We start from the raw sequence: 26,388 nt of genomic DNA, 5'->3' as shown, positions 1-26,388 counted from the left end.
ACAAATTAAATGTTTTGTTACATATATTACATTTTATACAATTATTTTAAATTATTGATTAAAATTTACTAAAATAGTAAAATGTAATTATGGAGATTTTTTCATTTAGTTTGGAGGTTAGTATAATGTATAAACTTCTAATTGCTGATGATGAAGCAAGAATAAGGAAGGGACTTAGAAACTCAATTAATTGGACTGAACTAAATATTGAAATAGTAGGAGAGGCAGAGGATGGAGAAATAGCATTAAAACTTGTGAAGGAGTTGAATCCTCATATAATAATGTTAGATATATGTATGCCGTTTCTAAATGGGTTAGAACTTATAAAAAAGTTAAAAAATATAAATGAAAAATCTATTATTATAATAGTTACAGGGTACGATCAATTTGAATATATGCATGAAGCATTAAAATTAAAAGTTTTTGACTATATTTTAAAGCCAGTTAATAAAGAAAATTTAAAGGATACTATTTTAAAAGCTGTACAGGAATTAAGTAAAATTGAAAGAAAAAGAAATTATTTAAACTGGACAAGCAGGCAAGTGGATGAAAACTTAAATTCATTAAGACAAGTGTTTTTTAATAATTGGTTTAAAGATAAATTGACACATAAGGACATAATAGATGAACTAAAGTTTTTAAAAATTAAGTTTTCAGAGCATATAGGTATGATATCAATAAAAGTAGTTGAAAAGTTTAAATTTGAATTGTACTTTAAGAATTGGGATAGAGAACTGTTAAATTTTGCCATAATTAATATAGCCTGTGATTTATTGGAAAAGTTTAAACCTGAGGCAGTGTTTATTGATGAAAATAATAACATTATCATTTTTACCAATATATGTAGTGGTAGGCGATGGTATAATTTAGGATCTGAACTAGAAGAAAAAGTGTATTCCTACCTTGGATATATCATAGTAACAGAACAAGAAAAGGTGTTAAGTGGTATTAATGAAGTGAAAGACATTTATAATAAATTGGTGGATAAAATAAGTGAAAAAACTCAATGCAAGCCTGTAGTGCTTTTGACAATGAAATATATCAATAAGAATTATCATGTAAACGATTTGAATCTTCAAAGTGTTGCAGATCAGTTTAATGTAAGCTCTTCATACTTAAGTAAACTTATAAAGCAAGAAATAGGAATATCCTTTAGTGATTATATTACTAATATAAGAATTAAAAAAGCAATATGTTTTATGGAAGATCCTAAAATGAAAATTTATGAAGTAGCAGAATCTGTTGGTTATAGTAATCAGCATTATTTTTGTAAGGCTTTTAAAAAAGTCATAGGAGTTTCTCCTACAGAGTATCGTGGAGGTAATGTATAAGTGATAGGAAAATTAAAATTTAATTTTGTTATTTTTTTATCATTAAGTATTGTTTTTCTTATTTTATTTTCATTAATTTTTATAGAAAATAGTAGAATTAAAAATTCTGATGCAGTAAAATATGTTATTGGAATGTCTCAAGCTAATTTATATGAGCCTTGGAGAATTTCAATGAATGAGGAAATTGTTAATGAAGCTAAAAAATATAAAAATATAAGGATTATCTATAAAGACGCAGGTGGGGATACTAATAAACAAAAAAAAGATATTGATGAATTATTAGATAGTGGAATAGATCTTTTAATTGTGTCAATAAATGATTCTGAAAAATTAACCCCAACAGTGAGCAAGGCCTATAAATCAGTACCTGTAGTGATATTAGATAGAGCTGTAGAAGGATATAACTATAGTGTATATATAGGACCAGATAATGAAAACATAGGTAAAGAAGCTGGAAAAATGGTAGTAGATCTTATGGAAAACAATGAAGGAAGAGTTGTAGAAGTTCAAGGATTATTAAATTCTCATCCAGATATTGATAGAAGTAAAGGTTTTAGAGAAATCATAAAACAGCATAACAATATTAAAATAGTGAGGACTGTTATAGGAGAATGGCAGAAAGATGAAGCAGAAGATAAAATTACAGAAGTATTAAAGGAAGATAAAAATATAGATATTATCTTTGCACATAGTGATTATATGGCATTAGGGGCTTATAAAGCGGCATATAAATTAGGAATTCATAATATAAAAATAATTGGAGTTGATGGGCTTACAGGTGAAAACGGAGGATTAGATTTGGTTTCCAGAGGGATATTGGATGGGACTTTTACTTGTTCAACAGGAGGTAAAGAGGCACTTGAGTGTGCTTTAAACATCTTAAATAAAAAAAATAAAATTCAGAAAAAAATAATATTAAAAAGTGATAAGATTACAAGAAATAATGTGAATGAATATTTAAACAATAAATTTAAATACTTGAGAGATAATTCTAAATCGGAAAAGATAATTTCAATTCCATAAAGATTTTATGATACATTTATTTATATTACAAATAAACTTTAAAGTATAAAAAATAACCTCATATTACCAATACAGTAAAAATAAAACATGATATCATTATATTGTAATATAAATGATTAGTTATGGGGGGATTGGAAAATGAAATTTAAAAAGTTAGCGGCATTAGCAAGCAGCGTAATTCTTGCAACATCTATATTTGCAGGATGTGGAGGAAGTTCAAGTTCTACTAGTACAAGCAGTAGTAATGATTCAAGTAAGAAAAAAATTGTACTAGGTTTTGCTCAGGTTGGAGCTGAAAGTGGTTGGAGGACTGCTGAAACAAATTCAATAAAGGAAATACCAAAGTTAGACCCAAATGTTGAGCTGAAATTTTCAGATGGTCAACAAAAGCAGGAGAATCAAATAAAGGCTATAAGATCATTTATAGCTCAAAAGGTTAACATAATTGCTTTGGATCCAGTTGTTGAAACAGGTTGGGATACAGTATTAAAAGAAGCAAAAGATGCTAAAATACCAGTTATAATAGTTGATAGAGGTGTAAAGGTTTCAGATGAATCTCTTTATACTTGTTTCTTAGGTTCAGATATGGAGGAAGAAGGAAAAAGAGCTGCAAAGCTTATAATAGATCATTTTGGTAAAGATGCAAAACTTAACATAGCTGAATTGCAAGGAACTGTTGGTTCTAGTGCAATGGTTGGACGTCAAAAAGGATTTAATGAAACTATTAAAGATTATCCTAATTACAAAATAATAAAATCACAAACAGGCGATTTTACACGTGCAAAAGGCAAAGAAGTTATGGAAGCTTTCTTAAAATCAGATGGAGATAAGATCAATGTATTATGGTCTCATAATGATGATATGGGCGTTGGAGCTATACAAGCCATAGAAGAATATGGTAAAAAACCAGGAAAAGACATTTTCATAGTTTCAGTAGATGGTATTAAAGATATGTTCCAAATGATGGCTGATGGAAAATCTAATGGTATAGTTGAATGTAATCCACTTTTAGGACCTCAGTTATTGGAAACTGCTAAAGCTGTAGCAGCAGGGCAGAAGGTAGAAAAAAATATAAAATCAAAGGAAAGTGTTTTTACACAGGATCAAGCTAAAAAAGAGTTACCTAATAGAAAATATTAATTATAAGTTCTTAATTACAAGAGCTTGGATGCTTTGATAGTATCCAGCTCTTATATTATAAACTTTTTTAACATATTTTGTTCCAAGGGAGGGAGAATTTTAATGCTGAATAACAATATAATTTTGGAAATGAAGAATATTTCTAAGTCATTTCCTGGAGTAAAAGCTCTTTCAAATGTAAATTTTCAGCTAAGAAAAGGTGAAATTCATACACTTATGGGGGAAAATGGAGCAGGTAAGTCAACACTTATTAAAGTTCTTACAGGAGTTTATGAAATAGATGAAGGCAATATAACTTTAAATGGAGAAGAAATTAAAGTTACATCTACAAAGGATGCACAGGAACATGGAATAAGTACTGTTTATCAAGAAATAAATTTATGTTCCAATTTGAGTGTAGCTGAAAACATTTATATTGGACGTGAGCCAAAGAAAAGGGGAAGCATTGATTGGAATGCAATTAATAATAATGCATCAAAATTACTTGAAGAAAGGCTGAACTTAAAAATAGATGTAAAAAAAATATTATCGTCTTATTCTGTTGCAATTCAGCAAATGGTTGCAATTGCACGTGCTGTTGACATTTCAAGGGGAATATTGATACTTGATGAACCTACATCAAGCTTGGATGATAACGAAGTAAAAAAATTATTTGAAGTAATGAGAAAACTAAGGTCTGAAGGTATGTCTATGATATTTGTAACCCATTTCTTGGATCAGGTTTATGAAATATCTGATAGAATAACTGTACTTAGAAATGGTAATTTGATTGGAACATATGATGCTGAAAAACTTACTCGTATAGATTTAGTATCTAAAATGATTGGAAAAGATTTAGAAGAAATGAATAAACTCAATAATTCAATAAAAAAATCAAAAGTACAATCAGAAATAGAATATTTAGTAAAGACTCATGAATTGGGAAGAAAAGGAACAATGGAACCTTTTAATATAAAAATTAAATCTGGAGAAGTTCTTGGATTTGCAGGATTACTTGGTTCAGGAAGAACTGAAACTGCTAAATTGATATTTGGTATAGATAAATCAGATCATGGTACTATTAATATTTCAGGTAAAGAATATTCTTATATTTATCCTCAAAAAGCAATTGAACAAGGATTTGGTTTTTGTCCAGAAGATAGAAAGGTTGCAGGTGTAGTTGGAGATCTTACAATAAGGGAAAATATTATATTAGCTCTTCAAGCTAAGAGGGGGATATTTAAACATTTACCAATGAAGAAACAAAAAGAAATTGCAAAAAAGTATATAGATTTGTTAAGTATTAAGACGCCTAGTATGGAACAGAAGATTAATAATTTAAGTGGTGGAAACCAACAAAAGGTTATTTTAGCCAGATGGCTTGCAACAGATCCAAAGTTGTTAATTCTTGACGAACCAACAAGAGGTATTGATGTAGGAGCAAAGGGAGAAATTCAAAAATTAATTTTAAAATTAGCTGAAAGTGGAATGACAATTTTATTCATATCTTCTGAGCTTCAAGAAATAGTGAGATGTTGTGATAGAATATTTGTACTTAGAGACAGAAAAATCATAGGAGAATTAGTTGGTGACGATATACAGGAAGACAATATTATGAAAACTATTGCAGAAGGAGGAGAGGGTAATTATGCAAGCTAAATCGGAAAGCATTTTTTCAAAATTTTATCACAATCAGATATTTTGGCCTCTTGTATGTTTAATTGGAATGATTTTGTTTAACTTTCTTGTAAGACCAGGTTTTTTAAGTATACAAATTAAGGATGGACATTTGTTTGGAAGTTTGATAGATATACTTAATCACTCGGCTCCTCTTATTCTCATCTCATTAGGTATGACAATAGTTATTGCAACTCAAGGAATAGATATTTCAGTTGGTTCTATAATTGCTATAAGTGCAGCTGTTTCAGCTACTGTTATAGTAAGAGGAGGCAGTGTACCTGTAGCTATAATTGCAGGATTAATAGTAGGTTTACTATGTGGTATATGGAATGGTGTTTTGGTTGCCTATATTGGAGTTCAACCAATGGTCGGTACATTAATATTATATATAGTTGGTAGAGGTATAGCACAGTTAATAACAGGTGGACAAATTTTAACTTTTACTAATAAAGCATTTATTTTTATAGGTACAGGCTACTTATTTATTCCTGTAGCAGTATACATAGCTGCATTGCTTGTATTTATTGTGTGTTACTTGATGAGGAGAACAGCACTAGGATTATTTGTAGAATCAATTGGAGTTAATAATAATGCTAGCAGATATTCAGGAATAAATTCTAAAAAAATCATATTTTCTTTATATGTTATTTGTGGCATTCTTGCAGGTATAGCAGGTATAATTATATGCTCTAACATAAAAAGTGCAGATGCTAACAATGCAGGCTTGTGGCTAGAGCTGGATGCAATTCTTGCTACAGTTATAGGTGGGACTTCAATGGCTGGTGGAAGGTTTTACTTAGGTGGAACTGTAGTAGGAGCTATATTTATACAAACCTTAACTACAACTATTTATAGTTTAGGAGTAGCACCTGAAGTTACACTTGTTGTTAAAGCAATTGTTGTTATAATAGTATGTTTGATACAAACTGATAACTTTAAAAAATACTTTAAAAAGTTAAATAAGAGAAATAGAAATATTGTAGATAAGGAGGCGGCTAGTATATGACAAAAAAGTTTTCTAAAGGAATAAAACTTAAACTTAATAAAGAATATATTTCAATTTATGCAACTATAGCATTATTTTTAATACTATTTTTGATTGGATCTATATTTTTTAATAGTTTCTTTTCACTACAGGTATTTTCAAATTTATTTATAGATAATGCTTATTTGGTAGTAGTAGCCATAGGTGAAACATTAACTATACTTACAGCTGGTATTGATTTATCTGTAGGAGCAATGATAGCTTTTGTAAGCATGATTACTTCAGATCTACTTAGAAAAGGTGTTAACCCATATTTAGTTATTCTTTTTGTATTATTTGTTGGAATTGTTTTTGGTACAGTACAAGGTGTTTTGATACAAAAATTTAATTTACATCCATGGATTGTAACCTTGGCAGGTATGTTTTTTGCAAGAGGTTCAAGCTACCTTATAAGTATAGATACTATAACTATTAATGATCCTACATTTGCAAAAATTTCAGCATTTAGAATACCAATTGCGCCAGGAGCATTTGTTTCAATCAATGTAATTGTCAGCTTGATAATAGTTGCATTAGCAGTGTATATTTTAAAGTATACAAGATTTGGAAGGACAGTATATGCTATAGGAGGTAATGAAAATTCAGCATTACTTATGGGGCTTCCTGTTGCAAAAACCAAAATACTTGTTTATACATTATCAGGGTTTTGTTCTTCGCTTGGAGGATTACTTTTTACTATATATACTCTTTCTGGATATGGATTACATTGTAATGGTATGGAAATGGATGCTATTGCAGCTTGCGTTGTAGGTGGCATAATTCTTACAGGAGGTTTTGGTTATGCCATAGGACCTTTATTTGGTGTTTTGACTACAGGTATAATTCAAAGTCTTATAATGTTTAATGGTACACTTAATTCATGGTGGACAAAAATTGCAGTAGGAATGCTTTTATTCATATTTATAGCATTACAAAGAGTTATTGTAATTAGAGATGAGAAGAAAAAAATTGTTACAAATTAGTGAAACTTAAAATATAAGCATTATACGACATAAGCGAAGTAACTTTTAACTGTATTCCGGCTGATATATGTTATGAAGAAAAACTCACTTCATTAAGAAGTTCTAATGCTTGAGATATTGAAAAATATCTACCTCCTCAAATGCGGCGTCCTGTCGCTTTCGGAGCTTTTGTCGTCCTGGCAAAATTACGATATTTTTTAATATCTCAAGCAAAGAACTTCTAAAATTTGTTCGAATCTTTCTTCACAACATATATCAGTCTCTATACAGTTAAAAGTTACTTCTTAGTGCGTTACATGTATACATACTATATTTATTACTAATTGCGTAAAAAAGTAATTTAAGCAATAAATCTATTTCGAGATATTTCTATAAAATAAGAAACAACTTGTTTTTAAATTTAATATATTAAGTTTCTAGCAGGATACGCTTTGATTTTTAAGTGCTATAATTTTAATTAAATATAATTTTAACTTACCTAAAATTACCTATAACAATGTGTTAAATGCGTACACTTGAAGTTACTAGTTTGGATTTTAACTTTTATATATCACGTAGTAAAAGTTAAAATCCAAACTTCCACATGTATCTTGTATCGCGTTATTTTTAAAATTAGATTATATTAGGGGGGGTAAAATTGAAGAAAATAATACACTTTTTTCTAAATAGCAGTATAGGTTTTAAGCTGATATTTTATTTTTTTCTGGTGATTTTATTGCCTGTAATCACAATAACTACCTTAAGCAACTTGATATATAAAAACTCAATGACTGATGAGCAAAATGCTAATACACAGCAGATGGTTAAACAAATTACAAATAATGTTGATTTCTATATTAAGGATACAGAAAATATAATTAATTATTTATCATATGATCCTACAGTGCTAAAATTTTTAAGTACTAATAACATAAATAAGGATAATAATATTGAAGATGATACTGCTAGAGAAATAACTAGGTTTACAACTTTACATCCTGAAATTGCTGGAATAATAATAGTAAATTCTAATGATATGTATGTGAGTGATACAATGTATAGAATATCAAGAGAACCGCTTACAAGTGAAAAGTGGTACACTCAGGCATCCAAGAGTGCTAATAATGTGCAGCTTTTTAGTAAGCCTGTAGGACGTAATATCAATAATATTTTTGAATATTGTGCAGATGATGTAGTTTCTATGTCAAAAGCAATAATAGATAAAAAAACTGGAGATTGTATAGGAGTAATCCTTATAGATATGAAGTTGGATGTTATTAAAAGCGTTATTGAAAGTATTAAACCTGGAAAAACAGGTTTTGTGTATATATTGGATTCAAATGGAGAAATAGTATATGCTCCAGTTAATCCTGTGGTTTATAGAATAAAGAAGCAGTGGTTTTTAGATAAAACAAATGGAATTATCATTAAAAGTATAAAAAATAAGAATTATGAATTAATGGATATAGATTCCCAATACACGAAGTGGAAAACTGTAGGGGTATTTCCCCTGGATGAAAGTTTAAAAGCAATGACTTACATAAAATATTATTCATTAATTATTGCAATAGTAACTTTAATATTAGCTGGAATATTAGCTATAATTTTTACAAAAACAATAGTTAATCCAATTACAAAATTAAGAAGACTTATGAAAAAAACTGAAGAGGGCAATTTGGATATTCAATTTAATAGTAAGTATGATGATGAAATAGGACAACTTGGTAATTCTTTTAATAATATGATTAGAGAAATTAGAAATTTAATAAAATTAGTCCATATTGAAGAAAGAAACAAAAGAAAGGCAGAGATAAATATTTTACAATCACAGATAAAGCCACATTTCATTTATAATACATTAGATACTATACAATGGATGGCACAAGAACATGAAGCAGAAGGTGTTGTTGAAATGGTCGGAAATTTAACAAACCTCTTAAGAATTGGATTAAATAATGGCGATGAAATTATAAAATTGAAATATGAAATAAAACATGTAGAAAGTTATTTGACCATTCAAAAGGTTAGATATGAAGATAAAATAAGTTATGAAATTGATGTAGATGAAAGTATTCTTGAAAATAATGTAATTAAATTAATACTTCAACCTTTAGTTGAAAATGCCATTTATCATGGAATAAAGGAAAAGAGAGGAAAGGGAAAAATAATAATTAAAGGTTCCATACAAAATGAGAAAATTCATATTAAAATAATTGATAATGGTATAGGAATTAGAAAAGATAAATTAAGAGAAATTAATAATTTACTGAAGGAAAAGGATTCTTCTAAGAGGAAAATTGGTTATGGTAGTTTTAATGTAAATGAAAGAATAAGATTGAACTATGGAGAAGAATATGGTATTTATTATACTAGTAAATATGGTAAATGGACTGCTGTACATATATGGCATCCAATATTAAAATGAATTTAAAGGATACTGTCTCTTAAATATAGATAGTATCTTAATTTTATTTTATACAAAAATGATTGTACGTACATTTAAAAAATATAGATACATATAACAAATAGCTATGGGATAAAAAATATTTTTAATAAAATTTTCTATATCTGCAGTAAGTCGTAAAAAGTTGATATATGCGGAATTTAGTTGTTTTAGTATATGCAATTTATTATTATTTTTTAGCAAATTTTTTAAAATTTTTATACTTCCATATTGACATTACAATAAAATTATGTAAAATTAAATTAACAACATGTACGTATGTGTAGAAAATTCAGAACATAAAAGTATTATACGTAATTATAGAAATTATGGATATTTAATGAATGTATTAAAATGGCATAAGTCGATGTAGTAAGATGTATTTTAAGGTTTGCTGAAAATACATCAAAAAATATGATGTTTGTGTAAAGCTTTTCTTGTTGGTAATACTATGAGATAGCTGAAATTTTAAAAACATTATTTATTAAACTTATTAGTAAATATTAAAGAAGGATTTTTATAAAATATGAAGAATATTTTATAAAAGAATATTTGTATTTAATGGTAATTAAGAATATTAGTAGATGGCGAAAATGGAAAATATTTATTATCCATAATGTACGTATGAATGTACATAATTTTATGATCTTTATTTAAATACTATGTAAACGTTAACTTGAAACAATTGTGAAAACAAATGCTTTATGAAAGTAATGTGGACAAAGATCAATGTAACTATAGCTAGGTTTAACTATAGTCTATTGATAAATTAACAAAAGGGTTTAATAAAAAAATCTTAAGGGGGAAATATTATGAAAAAAACAAGAAAAATACTAGGTCTCGTATTATCACTTTCCTTAGTAGTTGGATTATTTGTAGGTTGTGGTTCTAGTTCATCAGGATCATCACAAAGTTCGTCTACTAAGAAAAAACACAAATTTGGTTACACTTGTATGACAATGAATAACCCATTCTTCCAAGTACTTGAAAAGTCTATCAGAGCAGAAGTTGAAAAGAATGGTGATCAACTTATTACTATGGATCCAGCAATGGATGTTTCAAAACAAATCGATCAAATAAATGATATGATTACACAGGGTGTTGAAGCAGTATTCTTAAATCCTGTTGATTGGGAAGGTGTTAGACCTGGACTTGAAGCTTTAAAAAAGGCTAATATTCCAATAATCAATTTTGATACAGAAGTTAAGGATATGAATTATGTAACTGCTTACGTTGGTTCAGATAACAAAAATGCAGGTAAAGTATGTGGAGAAGATCTTGTAAAGCGATACCCAAATGGTGGTAAAATAGCTATACTTAACTGTCCTACAATGAATTCTATTAATGATAGAATAGCTGGTTTTAAGAGTGCTATTGAAGGAAAGAACTTTACAATAGTTGCAGAACAAGATGGAAAAGGTGACTTACAAACATCTATGAAATTAGCTGATGACATACTTCAATCTCATTCTGATATAGTTGCTATAATGGGTGGAAATGATCCTACAGCCCTTGGTGCTCTTGCAGCATGTAAATCTGCTAAGCAATCTAAAATTTTAATTTATGGTGTAGATGGTTCACCAGATGCTAAAAAGGAAATTGCAAGTGGAGGACAATTTGTTGGAACAGGTGCACAATCTCCAAAGCAAATAGGTGTTAAATCTGCTGAACTTGGATATAAGGTTCTTAATAAAGAAAATGTTGAAAAGAAAACACCAGTTCAAACTTTCTTAATTAACAAAGATAACGTTTCTAAATATGGAACAACTGGATGGCAATAATTTAACTTAAAACACTAATATGAGCTTTATTCAGAGTTTTGAATAAAGCTCATATTAATAACATAAATATTGAGAGAAGGTGAAGAAATTTGGAAGGCAATTTACTACAAATGAAAAATGTTAACAAACGATTTCCAGGAGTATATGCATTAAAAGGTGTTAATTTTGAACTTAAAAAAGGAGAAGTGCATGCGCTGTTGGGTGAAAATGGTGCAGGAAAATCTACATTAATGAAGGTTTTGGGTGGTATATATAGCATTGATGAAGGTGATATATATATTAATGGAGAAAAAGTAGAAGTTAAATCTGTAAAAGATGCTCAAGCTTTTGGAATTAGTATAATACATCAAGAATTAGTATTGGTTCCATATATGACGGTGGCAGAAAATATTTATCTAGGCAGAGAATTAACTGGTGCTGGTGGATTTGTAGATATAAAATCTATGATAAAGGAAGCACAAAAGTTGTTGAGTTCATTTGAATTGAAAATAAATGCAGCTTCTCTAATTGCCGAACTTACAGTTGCTGAGCAGCAAATGGTTGAAATAATAAAAGCTATATCTTTTAATTCAAAAATTCTTGTTATGGATGAACCAACATCTTCATTAACTGATAAAGAAGTGGAATTCCTTTTTAAAACAATTAGAAATTTAAAAGAAAATGGTGTTGGTATAGTGTATATATCACATAGGATGTCTGAACTTTTCGAAATATCGGATAGAATAACTGTAATGAGAGATGGAGAATATATTGGAACAAAGAATACAAAAGAGACAACTAAAGATGAACTGATTGCCATGATGGTAGGTCGTTCACTTACTAATTATTACACGAGAACTTATAATGAACCAGGAGAAACTATTTTAGAAGTAAAAAATTTAAAAAGAGAAGGAGTATTAAATGATGTAAGCTTTTATGTAAAAAAGGGAGAAATTTTAGGGGTGGCTGGTTTGATGGGTGCTGGTCGTTCAGAAGTTATGAGGGCTATTTTTGGGCTTGACTCTATTGATTCAGGTGAAATTTTTGTTGAAGGAAAGAAAGTTAATATAAAAAGTCCTAATGATGCTATGGATTATGGAATTGGCTTGGTACCTGAAAATAGAAAAGAAGAAGGATTATTCCTTATTCAAAGTGTAAAGTTTAATGCTACTCTAAAAGTTTTAGATAAATTTATTAATTTAATTAAAGTAGATAAGAAGAAAGAAAATGATATAGCTAATAAATATGTAAAAGAAATGTCTATTAAAACTCCTTCTACAGATCAATTAGTTGGAAATCTTAGTGGTGGTAATCAACAAAAGGTTGTTATTGCTAGATGGCTGGCTACTGAACCTAAGGTTCTAATTTTAGATGAACCTACAAGAGGTGTAGATGTTGCTGCAAAAGCAGAAATATATTTAATAATGAACAAACTAGTTAATTCAGGAGTATCTATTATTATGATATCTTCAGAATTACCTGAAATAATTAACATGAGTGACAGAGTTTTAGTTATGGCAAATGGAAGTGTTTCAGGACAGTTAGTTCGAGGTGAGTTCACACAAGAAAAAATTATGCATTATGCAACAGGAGGAATGTAATATGTCTCTACAAACGGAAACAATAACAAAGGAGAAAAAAGAAAGAAATTTTTTTGTACAGTTTTTAAGAGAAAACCTTGGAATTTTAATAGGATTTATTGCTTTATGTGTTCTTTTATCATTTATATCACCAGTATTTCTTTCACAGAAAAATATAATGAATGTACTTAGACAAACATCTACAAATTTATATTTAGCTTGTGCCATGACTATGGTAATTATTTTAGGAGGAATAGACCTTTCTGTAGGAGCTATAATTGCTTTGTCAGGAGTAGTTACAGGTGGCTTGATTGCATTCCAAGGAGCTCCTGTAGCTGTGGCTGTAATAGCTGGTTTACTATCAGGAGTAGTTATAGGCGTATTTAATGGACTAGTTGTTGCAAAAACTACTATACCACCTTTCATAGTTACTTTAGCAACTATGAATATAGCTCGTGGAGCTGCTTATGTATATACTGGTGGAAAACCAATACGTGTTATGTCGGATGGATTTAATTTTATAGGATCAGGATATGTATTTAACTTTCTTCCAACCCCAGTATTCTATTTAATTATTATACTTATTATTTCAGTACTTATAATGAATAAAACAAAATTAGGAAGACATATTTATGCTGTAGGTGGAAATCGTGAAGCTGCAAGATTTTCAGGTATAAAAATAGATAAAGTACTTTTCTTCCCATATGCTTTTAGTGGACTTATGGCAGCTATTGCTGGTATTGTGCTTGCATCTCGTATGTTTTCAGGACAGCCAACTGCAGGTAATGGAGCAGAAATGGATGCCATTGCAGCTGTTGTACTTGGAGGTACAAGCATGAGTGGTGGTTCTGGAAAAATGGGTGGAACTGTAATTGGTGGATTAGTAATAGGAGTATTAAGTAATGGACTTAACCTTATGAATGTTGACTCTTTCTGGCAGTATATAGTAAAAGGTGTTGTAATTTTAATTGCTGTTTATGTAGATGCATTAAAAAAGAAAAAAGCAAAATTTTAGCTTTTAATATTTAGGAGGGAACACATGAAAAAAGGAATTGCTATTGCAGGTAATTTAATAGTGGATAATCTAAAAAAAATTGATGTTTATCCGCAAAAATCTAAATTGACTACTATTCGAGAAGTAAATAGTTCTTTAGGTGGTGCTGTGTGCAATTGCATTATAGATTTAGCTAGAATAGATTCTAGTGTCCCTTTGAAAGCAATAGGACTTATTGGTGCAGATGATATGGGGGATTTTGTACTAAAAACTTTAGGTCAATTTCCTAATATAAATTTAAAAAGAGTTTTAAGACAAGGTAAAACTTCTTTTACAGATGTGATGAGTGATGAAAGTGATAAAACTCGTACTTTCTTCATGTATAGAGGAGTAAGCAGTGAATTTTCAGAAAGACATTTTTCTTTGGAGACTTTGGAAGCAGATATTTTGCATGTAGGTTATATATTGCTTTTGGATGGAATGGATGCTGAAGATCAAGAGTATGGAACTGTTATGGCAAGGGTACTCTGTAGGGCGAAGGAAAAAGGAATAAAGACTTCTATAGATGTGGTTAGTGAAGAAAGTGACAGATATAAAAAATTAGTGCCGCCAAGTCTTAAGTATACTGATTATTGTATTTTAAATGAAATTGAAGCGGGAAAAACCACAGGGATAAATCTTAGAGATGAAGATGGAAAATTAATTGTGGAAAATATTTTGGACGTTCTTAAAACGTTGATGAATATGGGAGTTAATCAGTGGGCTATTATTCATACTCCAGAATCCAGTTTTGGAATAGATGAAAAAGGAAATTACTATGTAAGACCATCTTTACTTTTGCCAAAAGTATACATTAAAGGAACGGTAGGAGCTGGAGATGCCTATGTAGCAGGGGTATTGTATGCAGCTTATATGGGATATTCCATAAATAGTGCAATGGAAGTTGGTACTGCAACAGCAGCTTGTTCACTTTCATCAGTAGACAGTACTAGTGGTGTGAAAAATATAAAGGAAATTTTAGAATTATACAATACCATGCCTAAACAGCCTACACTAGAAATATAAATTGGAGGTAGAAGAAATGTTAGTTAGTCTTTGTAATTTACTTGAGGATGCGGAGAAAAAAGAATATGCAGTAGGTGCATTTAATACTCCAACCTTAGAAGCTGTAAGGGCAGTAATAGCTGGAGCAGAAGAATTAAAGGTGCCAGTTATAATTTCTCATGCAGAAGTTCATGAATCAATTGTTCCTATAGAAATAATAGGACCTATTATGCTGCAGGCTGCCAAAGCTGCAAAGGTACCTGTATGTGTTCATTTAGACCATGGCAGTAGTTTGGATTTAATTTATAAAGCAATGGAGATTGGATTTACTTCAGTAATGTTTGATGGTTCAAGTTTACCTTATGAAAAAAATGTAGAATTAACATGTCAGGTAGTAAAAGATGCTCATTTAAAAGGAGTTTCCGTAGAAGCAGAACTTGGAATTATGACTACGTCAGGTGTAGGTGGAGAGAAAATTGGAGCAGAGGAAGGCTCAGAAAATAAAGATCTTTACACAAATCCAGATTTGGCTGCTGATTTTGTTAAAAAGACAAATATTGATGCTCTTGCAGCTTCCTTTGGTACTGCTCATGGAATATATTTAAAAACTCCAAAGCTGGATTATGAAAGATTAAGTGAAATTCGTAAAAAATCTCAGTTACCTATTGTTATGCATGGTGGATCTGGTGTTAGTGAGGATGATTATCGTAAAGTAATTGAAAGAGGAGTTAGAAAAATTAATTACTATACTTATATGTCCCGTGCTGCAGGAGAAGCCATAAGAAAAAAGATAAATGCTTCAGAAGAGGATGTTTTTTATCATGATATTACTTGTCTAGCCATTGAAGCTATGAAGCAGGATGCTATGAAAGCTATGAAAGTTTTCAATAAAATGTGTTAATTTGTGCAGGAGGATATTATGAAAGTAGAAGATTATAAAAAATTGCAAAAGATTGTTACTGAGTATTATGAAAAAGCACATATAGTTTTAACAGATAAGGAAAAAGAAAATATAGAAGTTTCTGATTTTGGACTCAATGATATTTATAGGACTGGATTACAGTTAGTCATCTATGTTAATACGGAAAGAGTATGTTCAAAGGAAATGGTATTATTATCAAATCAAACATGTCCTGAACATAGACATCCTTCTGTAAGCAATAAACTTGGTAAAGAAGAAACCTTCAGATGTAGATATGGAAAGGTATATTTATATGTTGAAGGAGAAGTAACAGAAAATAGAAAAGCTGCACCACCAGCTGGTGATGAAAAATATTATACTGTATTTCATGAAATAGAATTAAATCCTGGTGAACAATATACAATAAAACCTAATACTCTCCATTGGTTTGTAGGTGGAAAAGAAGGTGCAGTAGTTTCTGAGTTCTCTACAAAGAGTATGGATGAAACTGATATATTTACAGATGCAAGAATTAATCGTATTACTAAAATAGAGGACAATTGACAGAGGACAGAGGACAATGAAGGTGAGTTTTTTTCTTACATCCACTGTCCTCTGTCAATTGTCTGTTGAATAAATAAATTTAAACGGAGTTTTTATTAATAAATAAAGGGGTGATTTTCATGAATTTCCTAGGGATTGATTTAGGCACATCTTCAGTAAAGATAGTAATCATGAATGAAAATGGACAAGTGGTTGCTTCTAATAGTAAGGAATATGATGTACATTATCCTAAGGTTGGCTTTGCAGAACAAGATCCTGAAGATTGGTGGAATGCTGTTAAAGAAGGGCTAAAGGAGATAGTATATAAAGCAGATTCTCAGTATAAATCTATAGATGGTATTGGATTGAGCGGACAAATGCATGGTTTGGTGCTTTTGGATAAGGATTGTAATGTTTTAAGACCTGCTATATTATGGTGTGATCAGAGAACTCAAGAGGAATGTGATTATTTAAACAATGAAGTTGGAAGAGATAAGCTTTCTCTTTATACAGGTAACAAAGCATTAACTGGTTTTACTGCTCCAAAGCTATTATGGGTTAAAAAACATGAACCTCATATATTTAATAAAATAGCTCATATTTTGCTTCCAAAGGATTATATGAATTTTAAATTAACAGGAAAAATTGCTACAGATGTTTCAGATGCTTCAGGTACATTGATGTTTGATGTAAAAAATAGAGCTTGGTCACAGGAAATGCTAAAACTGCTTCAAATAAAAGAGGAATTTCTTCCTAAGGTTTATGAATCTTCAGAGATAATTGGAGAAATATCAAAAGAAGTTGCAAATTATACAGGTATTTCATCTACAGCTATAGTGGCAGCAGGTGCTGGAGATCAGGCGGCTGGAGCTGTAGGAACAGGAACTGTAAAGGCAGGTACGCTTTCTGTAGTACTTGGAACTTCTGGAGTAGTTTTTGCGAGCAGTGATGATTACAGTGTGGATGAGGAAAGCAGATTACATTCTTTCTGTCATGCTAATGGAAAATGGCATCAAATGGGAGTAATGCTTTCAGCTGCTTCATGCCTCAAATGGTGGGTAGAAAATGTAAATAAAGATTTAAAGGAAAGTCCTTTTGAAAAATTACTTTATGAAGCTGGTGAATCAAAAATAGGTGCAGGTGGATTGATATTTTTGCCATATCTTATGGGAGAGAGAACTCCTCATAGCGATCCAGATGCTAAAGGAACTATAATTGGACTTAATATTACTCACAAACGTGGTGATATTACTAGATCAATATTAGAGGGAGTATGTTTTGGACTTAAGGATTCGCTAGAAATTTTAAAAAGTATAAAGATACCTATAAATGAAGTTAGGTTAAGTGGTGGTGGTGCTAAAAGTCCATTATGGAGACAAATTGTTGCAGATATATTTAATGTAAAGGTTCAAATTATAAATTCTGAGGAAGGACCAGCTTATGGTGCAGCAATATTAGCATCTGCAGCATGTGGACTTTATAAAACTGTAGATGAAGCTTGTTGTAAATTAATCAAGGTTACTGAAACTATTATACCAATAAAGGAAAATGTAAAAAAGTACGAAAAAGTTTATGATATATATAAAGATTTATATTTTGTGTTAAAAGACTCTTTTAAGAGATTAAATAAAGTTTTATAAGTAAAATGATAATTATAATATAATTTTAAATGATAAATTTTGATTTGGGTATGAATTTAGATTTCTTGAAATTAATTTTGGAGAAATATTAAGTTCATACCTTTTTAATTTATATATTTAATTCATATTATGAATTTGCTATTTTTAATTATTTAGAAATCTAAAGAAAGAATTGCGTGAAAATACTGATAAATACTTGGTTTGTAAAGGTTTTAAGTAAAACAAATACATACAAAGTGTACGCCTAAAAAAAACACTTGATTTTTTAACACAAACATTATATTATATATAGCATAGCTAAATATACATAAATAAAATATATAAAAAGTTAACTTAAAAGGGGGCTAATAAATGTTATACAAAAGCACCAGAGGAAAAGGAAAAGTTGTAAAGTCATCGGAAGCAATAATAAAAGGAATAGCTGAAGATGGTGGATTATATATACCAGAGAAGTTTCCTAAGATAACCAGACCTTTTGAAGAATTAGAAAATATGAGTTATCAGGAACTTGCATTATATATTATGAAAAAGTATTTTGATGATTTCAGTGATGATGAACTTAAAGATTGTATAGATAAAGCTTATGATGAAAAATTTGAGACTCCTAAAATAGCACCATTGGTGTACAAGTCAGGAGCATATTTTTTAGAACTTTATCATGGAAGTACGCTAGCCTTTAAAGATATGGCATTGAGTGTATTACCATATCTTTTAAAAACAGCAGCTAATAAATTAGGTGTAAAAAAGGAAATAGTTATACTTACAGCTACATCAGGTGATACTGGAAAAGCGGCTTTAGAAGGATTTCATGATGTAGACGGAACAAAAATTATAGTGTTTTATCCAGAACATGGTGTAAGTGAAATTCAGAGAAGACAAATGATTACTCAAGAAGGTGAAAACACATTTGTGGTAGGTATAGAAGGAAATTTTGATGATGCTCAAAGTGGAGTTAAGGATATATTTGCAGATAAAGAATTTAATGAAAATTTAAATGAAAAAGGATATATGTTTTCTTCTGCAAATTCAATAAATATAGGAAGACTTGTACCCCAAATAGTTTATTATGTTTATTCATATGTAAATTTATTAAAAAATAAAAAGATTAAAGATGGGGAAAGCATAAACGTAGTTGTCCCTACAGGAAATTTTGGAAATATACTAGCAGCTTTTTATGCTAAGCAAATGGGCGTTAATATAGGAAAGTTCATTTGTGCATCTAATGAAAATAAAGTTCTTACAGATTTTATAAATACAGGAATTTATGATAGAAAAAGAGAATTTTCTGTAACTAATTCTCCTTCAATGGATATTTTAATATCAAGTAACTTAGAAAGATTTTTATATGAAATAAGCGATAGAAATGAAGAACTTATAAATATGTTTATGAAACAGCTTAAAAAAGAAGGAAAGTATGAAATAACAAAGGTTATGAAGGAAAATTTGAAAGTGCTTTATGGAGATTTTGCTACAGAGAAAGAAACTCTTGAATCAATTAGAAAGGCTTATGAAACATCTAAATATGTTATAGATACTCATACTGCAGTAGCTTACGATGTTTATGAAAAATACAAGAAAAATACAGGAGATGAAAGTGTTTCAGTAATAGCTTCAACAGCAAGTCCGTTTAAGTTTCCAAAGAGCATAAATGAAGTGTTAAAATTTGCAGATGAAGGCGCTTCCGAATTTGAAATGGTACAAAATTTATCAAAGAAAATGAAACTTGAAATACCAAAAGGTATATATGGATTAGATAAAAAAGAAATTCATCATAGTACAACCTGTGAAAAGTACGAAATGAAGGAAGTTATTAAAAAATTTTTAAGGATGTAGGTGATATTTATGGTAGAAGTTAGAGTGCCTGCTACAAGTGCAAATATGGGTCCTGGATTTGATTGCCTTGGAATAGCAGTTAATATGTATAATAAATTTATTGTAGAAGAAATTGAAGAAGGTCTTATCTTTGAAGGCTGCGATGACAAATTTAAAAATGAAGATAATTTAATATACAGAGCTATGAAAAGATGTTTTGAAAAAATAGGTTATAAACCTAAAGGCTTGAAGATAAAGATAGAAAGTGAAATACCTGTATCAAGAGGACTTGGAAGTAGTGCTGCTTGTGTAATAGGAGGAGTTGTTTGTGCTAATGAATTAGCAGGAAGAGTTTTAGATAATCAACAGCTTTTAGATTTGGCAGTGGAAGTTGAAGGGCATCCTGATAATATAAATCCAGCATTTTGTGGAGGTATGACTGTTTCTATATCTGAAGGTGAAGAAGTTGTTTATAATAAAGTAAATATAAAAGAAGGCATTAAGTTTTGCGCACTTATACCTAATTTTACATTGTCTACAGAAAAGGCAAGAGCAGTATTGCCTAAAAATGTAGAGTATAAACAAGGAATTTATAATATAGGAAGAACTGCACTATTAATAAGTGCATTGAATAATGGAGATTTTCATTTGCTTAAATTTGCTTGTAAAGACAAGTTACATCAAGATTATAGAGCACAGCTAATAGAAAATTTTTATTCTGTAAAGGAACAATGTGAAAAGCTTAATTGTTTGGGTGTATTTTTAAGTGGGGCAGGTCCAACAATTATGGTTATGCTTAAGGAAGAGGATAATGATTTTTCTAAAAATATTCAGAAGTTTTTGAATAATTTGGAAAGTAAGTGGGCAGTAAAAGAACTTAAAATAGAAAATCAAGGAGTTATTGTAAATAGAGAAGCAGAATTAACTAAATGTAGTTAAGTTAATAATCAATAGTTAAAATAAATTTCATTCTTTAACTATTAATTTTTAACTAAAATAAACGGGGGGCTAATAATGAGTAATATAGTTGTAGCTAAATTTGGAGGAAGTTCACTTGCAGATAGTGATCAATTTAGAAAAGTAAAAAATATAGTTTTAGATGATGATAAAAGAAGATATATTGTACCTTCTGCACCAGGAAAGAGATTTAAAAAGGATTATAAAATAACAGATCTCTTATATTTGTGCCATGCACATGCACAAAATAGTATATCCTTTGAAGATGTTTTTAGGCTTATAGAAGATAGATATGTTACTTTGGCAAAGGAATTAGAAGTTAATATAGATATAAAAAAATATTTGGATCAAATAAAAAGTAAGATAGAACAAGGAGCTTCAGCAGATTATACAGCAAGTAGAGGGGAATATTTAAATGGATTGATTTTAGCATCTTATCTTGGATATGAATTCGTAGACGCAGCAGAAGTTATATGTTTTAAGAAGTACAAAACTTTGGACTTAGAAGCTACAGAAATAGCATTTAAAGAAAGAATGGCAAATGTTGAGAGAGCAGTTATACCAGGATTTTATGGTGCTATGCCTGATGAAAATATAAAAACTTTTACAAGAGGAGGATCTGATGTAACAGGAGCTGTAATTGCAAGGTGTTCTCAAGCAGATCTTTATGAAAATTGGACAGATGTTTCAGGCTTTTTAATGGCAGATCCCAATATAGTTGAAGATGCTAAACCAATAGAAGTTATAACTTATAAAGAACTTAGAGAACTTTCTTATATGGGAGCAAAAGTACTTCATGAAGAAAGCATATTTCCGATTAGGGATGTATGCATACCTATAAATATAAGAAATACTAATAGGCCGCAGGATAAAGGAACTTTAATTGTAGATGATAATAAACCAATAAACTATAGTGGAACTATTACAGGTATAGCAGGTAAAAAAGGCTTTACAGTTATAGCTGTACAAAAAATGCTTATGAATTCAGAACAAGGTTTTTGTAGAAAACTTCTTTCTATATTAGAAGGTAATGGAGTATCTTTTGAAAATATGCCATCTGGTATAGATTCGGTTTCATTAGTAATAGAGGAAGAGCAACTTGGAGATAAATTGGATAATATATTGGAAGAAATAAAAAGACAATGTAATCCAGATTCTATAGATGTTCATCCTAATATGGCACTTATAGCCACTGTAGGTAAAGGTATGGATAGAACAAAAGGAATATCATCAAAGGTATTTAGTGGCCTTGCTAAAGGTGATGTAAACATTAGAATGATAAATCAAGGATCTAGTGAAATAAACATTACTGTAGGTGTTGAAAATGATGATTTTGAAAAAGGTCTTAGATCTATATATAGAGCTTTTGTAAATTAGCTTGTGTAAATGAGAGGAGTAATAATTATGGAAAAGGTTAGAATTGCGTTACTAGGTTTAGGAAATGTTGGAAAAGGTGTTTGGAATATATTAAAGAACAATAGGGAAACTATAATCAAAAGAGCAGGTTATGATATAGAAATTGCGAAGATACTTGTAAGAGATACAGGAAAAAATAGAGGAGTAGATGTACCTGGTGAAATTCTAACCACTAATGCAGATGAAATATTCAATGATGATAGTATAAAAATTGTAGTAGAAGTTATAGGTGGATTAGAACCTGCTAAGCAATATATATTAAATGCTATAAAAAATAAAAAACATGTAGTGACTGCGAATAAATTGCTTATTGCAACTAATGGAGAACAAATTTTTGAAGAAGCACACAAAATGGGCGTTATTGTAAACTTTGAAGCTAGTGTAGCGGGGGGGATTCCTGTAATAAACAGCATAAATGAAAGCTTAACAGCTAATAAAATAGAAGAGGTTGTTGGGATAATAAATGGAACTACAAATTATATATTAACTAAAATGACTTTAGAGGGTATGGACTTTGAAAGTGCACTTAAAGAGGCACAGCAAAAAGGTTATGCAGAAGCAGATCCGACTTCTGATGTAGAGGGCTTTGATGCAGTTTATAAATTGTCTATTTTAACTACTTTAGCCTTTGAAACAAAGGTAAATGTAGATAATGTATATGTAGAAGGTATAACTAAGATAAGACCTAAGGATATAGAATATGCTAAAGAATTAGGATATGTTATAAAGCTTTTAGCTATAGTTAAGGATGTAAATGGAAAATTGGAAGTTAGAGTGCATCCAACAATGATTCCTGCAATTCATACTTTAGCTAATGTTAATGATTCCTTTAATGCAATTCTTATTAAGGGAAATGCAGTTGGAGATTTGATGCTTTGCGGAAGAGGAGCTGGAGAACTTCCAACAGGAAGTGCTGTAGTTGGAGATATCATATCCGTTTTAAGAAATGATAGAGAAGGTGTAAATACTGAGGATATAAAATACAATAATAGAGAAATAGCTAGTTCATCAGAAATTAAATCTCAGTACTATTTAAGAATTACAGTAAAAGATATGCCAGGAGTTCTAGGAAAGATAGCTACTATACTTGGAAAAAATGAAGTGAGTATTTTATCATTTATACAAAAACCTAAAAAAGAAGATTTTGTATCATTAGTTCTTGTTACTCATGAAACTATAGAAGGAAATGTCAATAAATCTCTAGAGGAAATAAAGAGTTTGGAAATAGTTGATAAAATTAAGAATGTAATTAGAATTGAAGAATTAAATTAAAAGTATATTGACAACCTATCAAAATTAAAATATAATTACTAACAAGTTAATAATTTATAAATTTAATATGTAAAGCAGAGATGGAGAAAAAGGTATTTGATGGTTAACTAAAGAGAGCTAGCGTTAGGTGAAAGTTAGTGTTAATGTGAATATATAATGATCACTCCGGAGCTTCTTAATTGAAAGACTTTTGTCAAGTAAGTAAAGACGTTTACCAGCGATATATGGTTAGGGTTCACTATAAATAATAGATTTATATAGTTAAGTTGTTTAGAGTTGACCTGATAATAAGTGGCAGTTAGTGTAGCTAATTGCAATTAAGGTGGTACCACGGAAGTTTAATCTTTCGTCCTTATAAGTATAAGATAATTATGCTTTTAAGGATGAAAGATTTTTTTATTGTAAGTAAATTGTTAAATACTGTTTAAATTACTTTTAGATCATGTTAAAGCAACGTAGATTAACTTACCTACTATATCAAGGCATAGTTATAACGTTAAGAATTATGATGATATATAATTTAGCAGTATTTCAAGAAAATTACATATAAAACTAAAAAAATAGGATAAGGAGGAATTTTTGGAAAATTGGGGCAAAACACAAAACTAGTAACAAAAGTTAAAAGTAAATAGAAGGGGGCAATAAAAATGAAAGAAAATTTAGTAGTAGATAAGGAATATTTAACATTAAGTGATGTAAAAGAGGCTAAAGAAAGAATAAAGGATATATGTGTAAATACAAAATTAATATATAGTTCAGAGTTTAGTCGTGAAAGTGGAAATGAGGTTTATATAAAGCCAGAAAATCTTCAGATTACTGGAGCTTTTAAATTAAGAGGAGCATTAAATAAGATATGCAAATTGACTGAAGAACAGAAAAAGAAAGGATTAATAGCATCTTCAGCAGGTAACCATGCACAGGGAGTTGCTTATGCTGCAAATAAGCTTGGAATTAAGGCGACTATTGTTATGCCTGAAACCACACCATTAATAAAAGTACAAGCTACAAAAAATTATGGGGCTAATGTAGTTTTAAAGGGAAAAGTTTATGATGAAGCTTATGAGGAAGCTAAAAGACTAGAAAAAGAGCATAGATATACTTTTGTTCATCCATTTAATGATGTGGATGTAATGGCTGGTCAAGGAACTATAGCACTTGAAGTTATGGAAGAGTTAAAAGATGTAGATGCTATATTAGTACCAATTGGCGGCGGCGGACTAATAAGTGGTATATCAACAGCAGCTAAAGCTATTAATCCTAATATAAAAGTAATAGGAGTTCAAGGAGAAAATGCAAATCCTATGCAGATATCTTTTAATACTGGTAAATTAACTTATGCAGATGCCATAGATACTATTGCAGATGGAGCAGCAGTTAAACAGCCAGGAGATATTACATTTGAAGTAATTAAAAAGCATGTAGATGAAATTGTTACAGTAAGTGATCAAGAACTTATGGAAGCTGTATTTATTCTTCTAGAAAAACATAAACTTGTAGCAGAGGCAACAGGAGTAATGTCATTAGCTGCTTTAAAGAGATTAGATTTTAAAGGTAAAAAAGTAGTTTCTTTAATAAGTGGTGGAAATATAGATGTGGTAACTATAGCATCACTTTTAAATCATGGATTATTTTCAAGAGGAAGAATATTCTGCTTCTCAGTCAAACTTCAAGATACTCCAGGACAATTAGTTAAGATATCTAAAATATTATCAGATAAAGGGGCTAATGTAATAAAATTAGATCACAATCAGTTTAAGGCTATTGATAGATTAAAACATGTAGCTTTAGAAGTTACAGTAGAGACAAATGGACAAGATCATATAGAAGAAATAGTGAAAGCCTTGAATGAAGAAGGCTATAATGTAGATAAGGTATATTAATATTGAAATAATTAGTGAAATCTGTGTTATAATTTACTTGTGAATTTTATCATAATATAAGCATAATACTTCGTATTATGCTTATATTGTTAGCTAGAAAGTTTGTATGGTAAATTTCATGATTTACTAAAAGATAACATTGGAGGTATGTATTTTGAAATTAATATCATGGAATGTAAATGGCATTAGAGCATGTGTCACTAAGGGATTTTTAGATTATTTTAAAGAGACGCAAGCAGATATATTTTGTATTCAAGAAAGTAAATTACAAGAAGGTCAAATAGAATTGGAGTTAGATGGATATCGTCAGTATTGGAATTATGCTGAAAGGAAAGGATATTCTGGCACAGCTATATTTACAAAAAAGAAACCGTTGAATTTTAAATATGGAATTGGTATAGAAGAACATGATAAAGAAGGCAGAGTTATTACTTTAGAATTTGATGATTTTTATATTGTAACAGTATACACACCTAATTCTAAGGATCAGTTAGCTAGATTAGAATATAGAATGAAATGGGAAAATGATTTTAGAGATTATTTAAAGTCTTTGGAAAAGAAAAAACCTGTAATCATGTGTGGAGATTTAAATGTGGCTCACAAGGAAATAGATCTTAAAAATCCTAAAACAAATAGGAAGAATGCTGGATTTACAGATGAAGAAAGAGAAAAGTTTACTGAACTTTTAAGCAATGGATTTATTGATACTTATAGGTATTTTAATCCAGATAAACAAGGAGTATATTCTTGGTGGTCTTATAGATTTAATGCTAGAAAAAATAATGCTGGTTGGCGTATAGACTATTTTTGTGTTTCAGATTGCTTAAAGGAAAGGTTAGTTAATGCAGACATTCACACCGAAGTTATGGGATCAGACCATTGTCCTGTAGAACTTGTTATTTTAGATAAGTAATAATCTAAAAATATTGCGACTTAAGCGTATGTAAAGCGAAGTAACTTTCAACTGTATTCCGGCTGATATATGCTGTGAAGGAAAACTCACTTCA

General features: G+C 29.8%; 20 protein-coding genes and 1 other annotated feature. All 20 genes read left to right on the top strand.

Features of this window, described 5'->3' with window-relative positions:
• The first annotated feature begins 125 nt into the window (after nucleotides 1–125).
• The 20 genes from EG57_RS0221900 to EG57_RS0221805 all read left to right on the top strand — a co-directional run bounded on the left by EG57_RS0221900 (nucleotide 126) and on the right by EG57_RS0221805 (nucleotide 26,294).
• A complete protein-coding gene (locus tag EG57_RS0221900; protein WP_032079228.1) occupies nucleotides 126–1,331 on the top strand; it encodes a response regulator transcription factor in 1,206 nt (401 codons plus the stop codon).
• On the top strand, nucleotides 1,332–2,354 hold the full coding sequence (locus tag EG57_RS0221895) for a substrate-binding domain-containing protein (RefSeq protein ID WP_032079227.1): 1,023 nt from the start codon (nucleotides 1,332–1,334) through the stop codon (nucleotides 2,352–2,354). It begins immediately after the preceding gene.
• 138 nt (nucleotides 2,355–2,492) lie between these two features.
• Nucleotides 2,493–3,494: an ABC transporter substrate-binding protein gene (locus EG57_RS0221890; protein WP_032079226.1), complete on the top strand. Its 1,002-nt coding sequence runs from the start codon at nucleotides 2,493–2,495 to the stop codon at nucleotides 3,492–3,494.
• Between the two features lie 102 nt (nucleotides 3,495–3,596).
• Nucleotides 3,597–5,132, top strand: coding sequence for a sugar ABC transporter ATP-binding protein (locus EG57_RS0221885; protein WP_032079225.1), 1,536 nt, complete (start codon nucleotides 3,597–3,599; stop codon nucleotides 5,130–5,132).
• Nucleotides 5,122–6,159, top strand: a complete 1,038-nt coding sequence (locus EG57_RS0221880; protein ID WP_032079224.1) for an ABC transporter permease — start codon at nucleotides 5,122–5,124, stop codon at nucleotides 6,157–6,159. The genes EG57_RS0221885 and EG57_RS0221880 overlap by 11 nt, the downstream gene beginning before the upstream one ends.
• Nucleotides 6,156–7,160, top strand: coding sequence for a galactofuranose ABC transporter, permease protein YjfF (yjfF, locus tag EG57_RS0221875; RefSeq protein ID WP_032079223.1), 1,005 nt, complete (start codon nucleotides 6,156–6,158; stop codon nucleotides 7,158–7,160). The genes EG57_RS0221880 and yjfF overlap by 4 nt, the downstream gene beginning before the upstream one ends.
• A 637-nt stretch (nucleotides 7,161–7,797) precedes the next feature.
• Nucleotides 7,798–9,564, top strand: a complete 1,767-nt coding sequence (locus tag EG57_RS0221870; RefSeq protein ID WP_032079222.1) for a sensor histidine kinase — start codon at nucleotides 7,798–7,800, stop codon at nucleotides 9,562–9,564.
• A gap of 830 nt (nucleotides 9,565–10,394) precedes the next feature.
• Complete coding sequence (locus tag EG57_RS0221865; RefSeq protein WP_032079221.1) at nucleotides 10,395–11,363, top strand: sugar ABC transporter substrate-binding protein; 969 nt, start codon at nucleotides 10,395–10,397, stop codon at nucleotides 11,361–11,363.
• A gap of 89 nt (nucleotides 11,364–11,452) precedes the next feature.
• The gene (locus EG57_RS0221860; protein ID WP_341350126.1) at nucleotides 11,453–12,943 is read left to right on the top strand and encodes a sugar ABC transporter ATP-binding protein; all 1,491 of its coding nucleotides are present in this window, start codon (nucleotides 11,453–11,455) and stop codon (nucleotides 12,941–12,943) included.
• A 1-nt stretch (nucleotide 12,944) separates the two neighbouring features.
• Entirely contained in the window at nucleotides 12,945–13,937 is a 993-nt protein-coding gene (locus EG57_RS0221855) for an ABC transporter permease (protein WP_032079220.1), read from the top strand.
• 24 nt (nucleotides 13,938–13,961) lie between these two features.
• A complete protein-coding gene (locus EG57_RS0221850; protein ID WP_032079219.1) occupies nucleotides 13,962–14,981 on the top strand; it encodes a carbohydrate kinase family protein in 1,020 nt (339 codons plus the stop codon).
• Between the two features lie 16 nt (nucleotides 14,982–14,997).
• Nucleotides 14,998–15,861 (top strand): class II fructose-bisphosphate aldolase, encoded by an 864-nt coding sequence (locus EG57_RS0221845; RefSeq protein ID WP_032079218.1) that lies wholly within the window; start codon nucleotides 14,998–15,000, stop codon nucleotides 15,859–15,861.
• Between the two features lie 18 nt (nucleotides 15,862–15,879).
• Complete coding sequence (locus EG57_RS0221840) at nucleotides 15,880–16,425, top strand: D-lyxose/D-mannose family sugar isomerase (protein ID WP_032079217.1); 546 nt, start codon at nucleotides 15,880–15,882, stop codon at nucleotides 16,423–16,425.
• Nucleotides 16,426–16,544: 119 nt separating this feature from the next.
• Nucleotides 16,545–18,044 (top strand): xylulokinase, encoded by a 1,500-nt coding sequence (gene xylB, locus EG57_RS0221835; protein ID WP_032079216.1) that lies wholly within the window; start codon nucleotides 16,545–16,547, stop codon nucleotides 18,042–18,044.
• 351 nt (nucleotides 18,045–18,395) lie between these two features.
• Nucleotides 18,396–19,877 (top strand): threonine synthase, encoded by a 1,482-nt coding sequence (gene thrC, locus EG57_RS0221830; protein WP_032079215.1) that lies wholly within the window; start codon nucleotides 18,396–18,398, stop codon nucleotides 19,875–19,877.
• A gap of 9 nt (nucleotides 19,878–19,886) precedes the next feature.
• Entirely contained in the window at nucleotides 19,887–20,795 is a 909-nt protein-coding gene (gene thrB / locus EG57_RS0221825; RefSeq protein ID WP_032079214.1) for a homoserine kinase, read from the top strand.
• Between the two features lie 75 nt (nucleotides 20,796–20,870).
• Nucleotides 20,871–22,190, top strand: coding sequence for an aspartate kinase (locus tag EG57_RS26865; RefSeq protein ID WP_032079213.1), 1,320 nt, complete (start codon nucleotides 20,871–20,873; stop codon nucleotides 22,188–22,190).
• Between the two features lie 27 nt (nucleotides 22,191–22,217).
• Entirely contained in the window at nucleotides 22,218–23,501 is a 1,284-nt protein-coding gene (locus tag EG57_RS26860; protein WP_032079212.1) for a homoserine dehydrogenase, read from the top strand.
• 68 nt (nucleotides 23,502–23,569) lie between these two features.
• Nucleotides 23,570–23,858 (top strand) — a binding site (T-box leader).
• Nucleotides 23,859–24,148: 290 nt separating this feature from the next.
• Entirely contained in the window at nucleotides 24,149–25,381 is a 1,233-nt protein-coding gene (gene ilvA, locus EG57_RS0221810) for a threonine ammonia-lyase (protein WP_032079211.1), read from the top strand.
• A gap of 154 nt (nucleotides 25,382–25,535) precedes the next feature.
• The gene (locus tag EG57_RS0221805; protein WP_032079210.1) at nucleotides 25,536–26,294 is read left to right on the top strand and encodes an exodeoxyribonuclease III; all 759 of its coding nucleotides are present in this window, start codon (nucleotides 25,536–25,538) and stop codon (nucleotides 26,292–26,294) included.
• Nucleotides 26,295–26,388 lie beyond the last annotated feature (94 nt).

This window comes from Clostridium drakei, from assembly GCF_000633595.2.
GTDB lineage: Bacteria > Bacillota > Clostridia > Clostridiales > Clostridiaceae > Clostridium_AM > Clostridium_AM drakei.
This window is presented reverse-complemented; position numbering and strand designations above follow the sequence as displayed.

Excerpts from the sequence above, each read along its gene's own strand:
- EG57_RS0221900 (WP_032079228.1), top strand. The coding sequence starts at position 126 with ATGTATAAACTTCTAATTGCTGATGATGAAGCAAGAATAAGGAAGGGA.
- EG57_RS0221890 (WP_032079226.1), top strand. The coding sequence starts at position 2,493 with ATGAAATTTAAAAAGTTAGCGGCATTAGCAAGCAGCGTAATTCTTGCA.
- EG57_RS0221885 (WP_032079225.1), top strand. The coding sequence starts at position 3,597 with ATGCTGAATAACAATATAATTTTGGAAATGAAGAATATTTCTAAGTCA.
- EG57_RS0221880 (WP_032079224.1), top strand. The coding sequence starts at position 5,122 with ATGCAAGCTAAATCGGAAAGCATTTTTTCAAAATTTTATCACAATCAG.
- yjfF (WP_032079223.1), top strand. The coding sequence starts at position 6,156 with ATGACAAAAAAGTTTTCTAAAGGAATAAAACTTAAACTTAATAAAGAA.
- EG57_RS0221865 (WP_032079221.1), top strand. The coding sequence starts at position 10,395 with ATGAAAAAAACAAGAAAAATACTAGGTCTCGTATTATCACTTTCCTTA.
- EG57_RS0221855 (WP_032079220.1), top strand. The coding sequence starts at position 12,945 with ATGTCTCTACAAACGGAAACAATAACAAAGGAGAAAAAAGAAAGAAAT.
- EG57_RS0221850 (WP_032079219.1), top strand. The coding sequence starts at position 13,962 with ATGAAAAAAGGAATTGCTATTGCAGGTAATTTAATAGTGGATAATCTA.
- EG57_RS0221845 (WP_032079218.1), top strand. The coding sequence starts at position 14,998 with ATGTTAGTTAGTCTTTGTAATTTACTTGAGGATGCGGAGAAAAAAGAA.
- EG57_RS0221840 (WP_032079217.1), top strand. The coding sequence starts at position 15,880 with ATGAAAGTAGAAGATTATAAAAAATTGCAAAAGATTGTTACTGAGTAT.
- xylB (WP_032079216.1), top strand. The coding sequence starts at position 16,545 with ATGAATTTCCTAGGGATTGATTTAGGCACATCTTCAGTAAAGATAGTA.
- thrC (WP_032079215.1), top strand. The coding sequence starts at position 18,396 with ATGTTATACAAAAGCACCAGAGGAAAAGGAAAAGTTGTAAAGTCATCG.
- thrB (WP_032079214.1), top strand. The coding sequence starts at position 19,887 with ATGGTAGAAGTTAGAGTGCCTGCTACAAGTGCAAATATGGGTCCTGGA.
- EG57_RS26865 (WP_032079213.1), top strand. The coding sequence starts at position 20,871 with ATGAGTAATATAGTTGTAGCTAAATTTGGAGGAAGTTCACTTGCAGAT.
- EG57_RS26860 (WP_032079212.1), top strand. The coding sequence starts at position 22,218 with ATGGAAAAGGTTAGAATTGCGTTACTAGGTTTAGGAAATGTTGGAAAA.
- ilvA (WP_032079211.1), top strand. The coding sequence starts at position 24,149 with ATGAAAGAAAATTTAGTAGTAGATAAGGAATATTTAACATTAAGTGAT.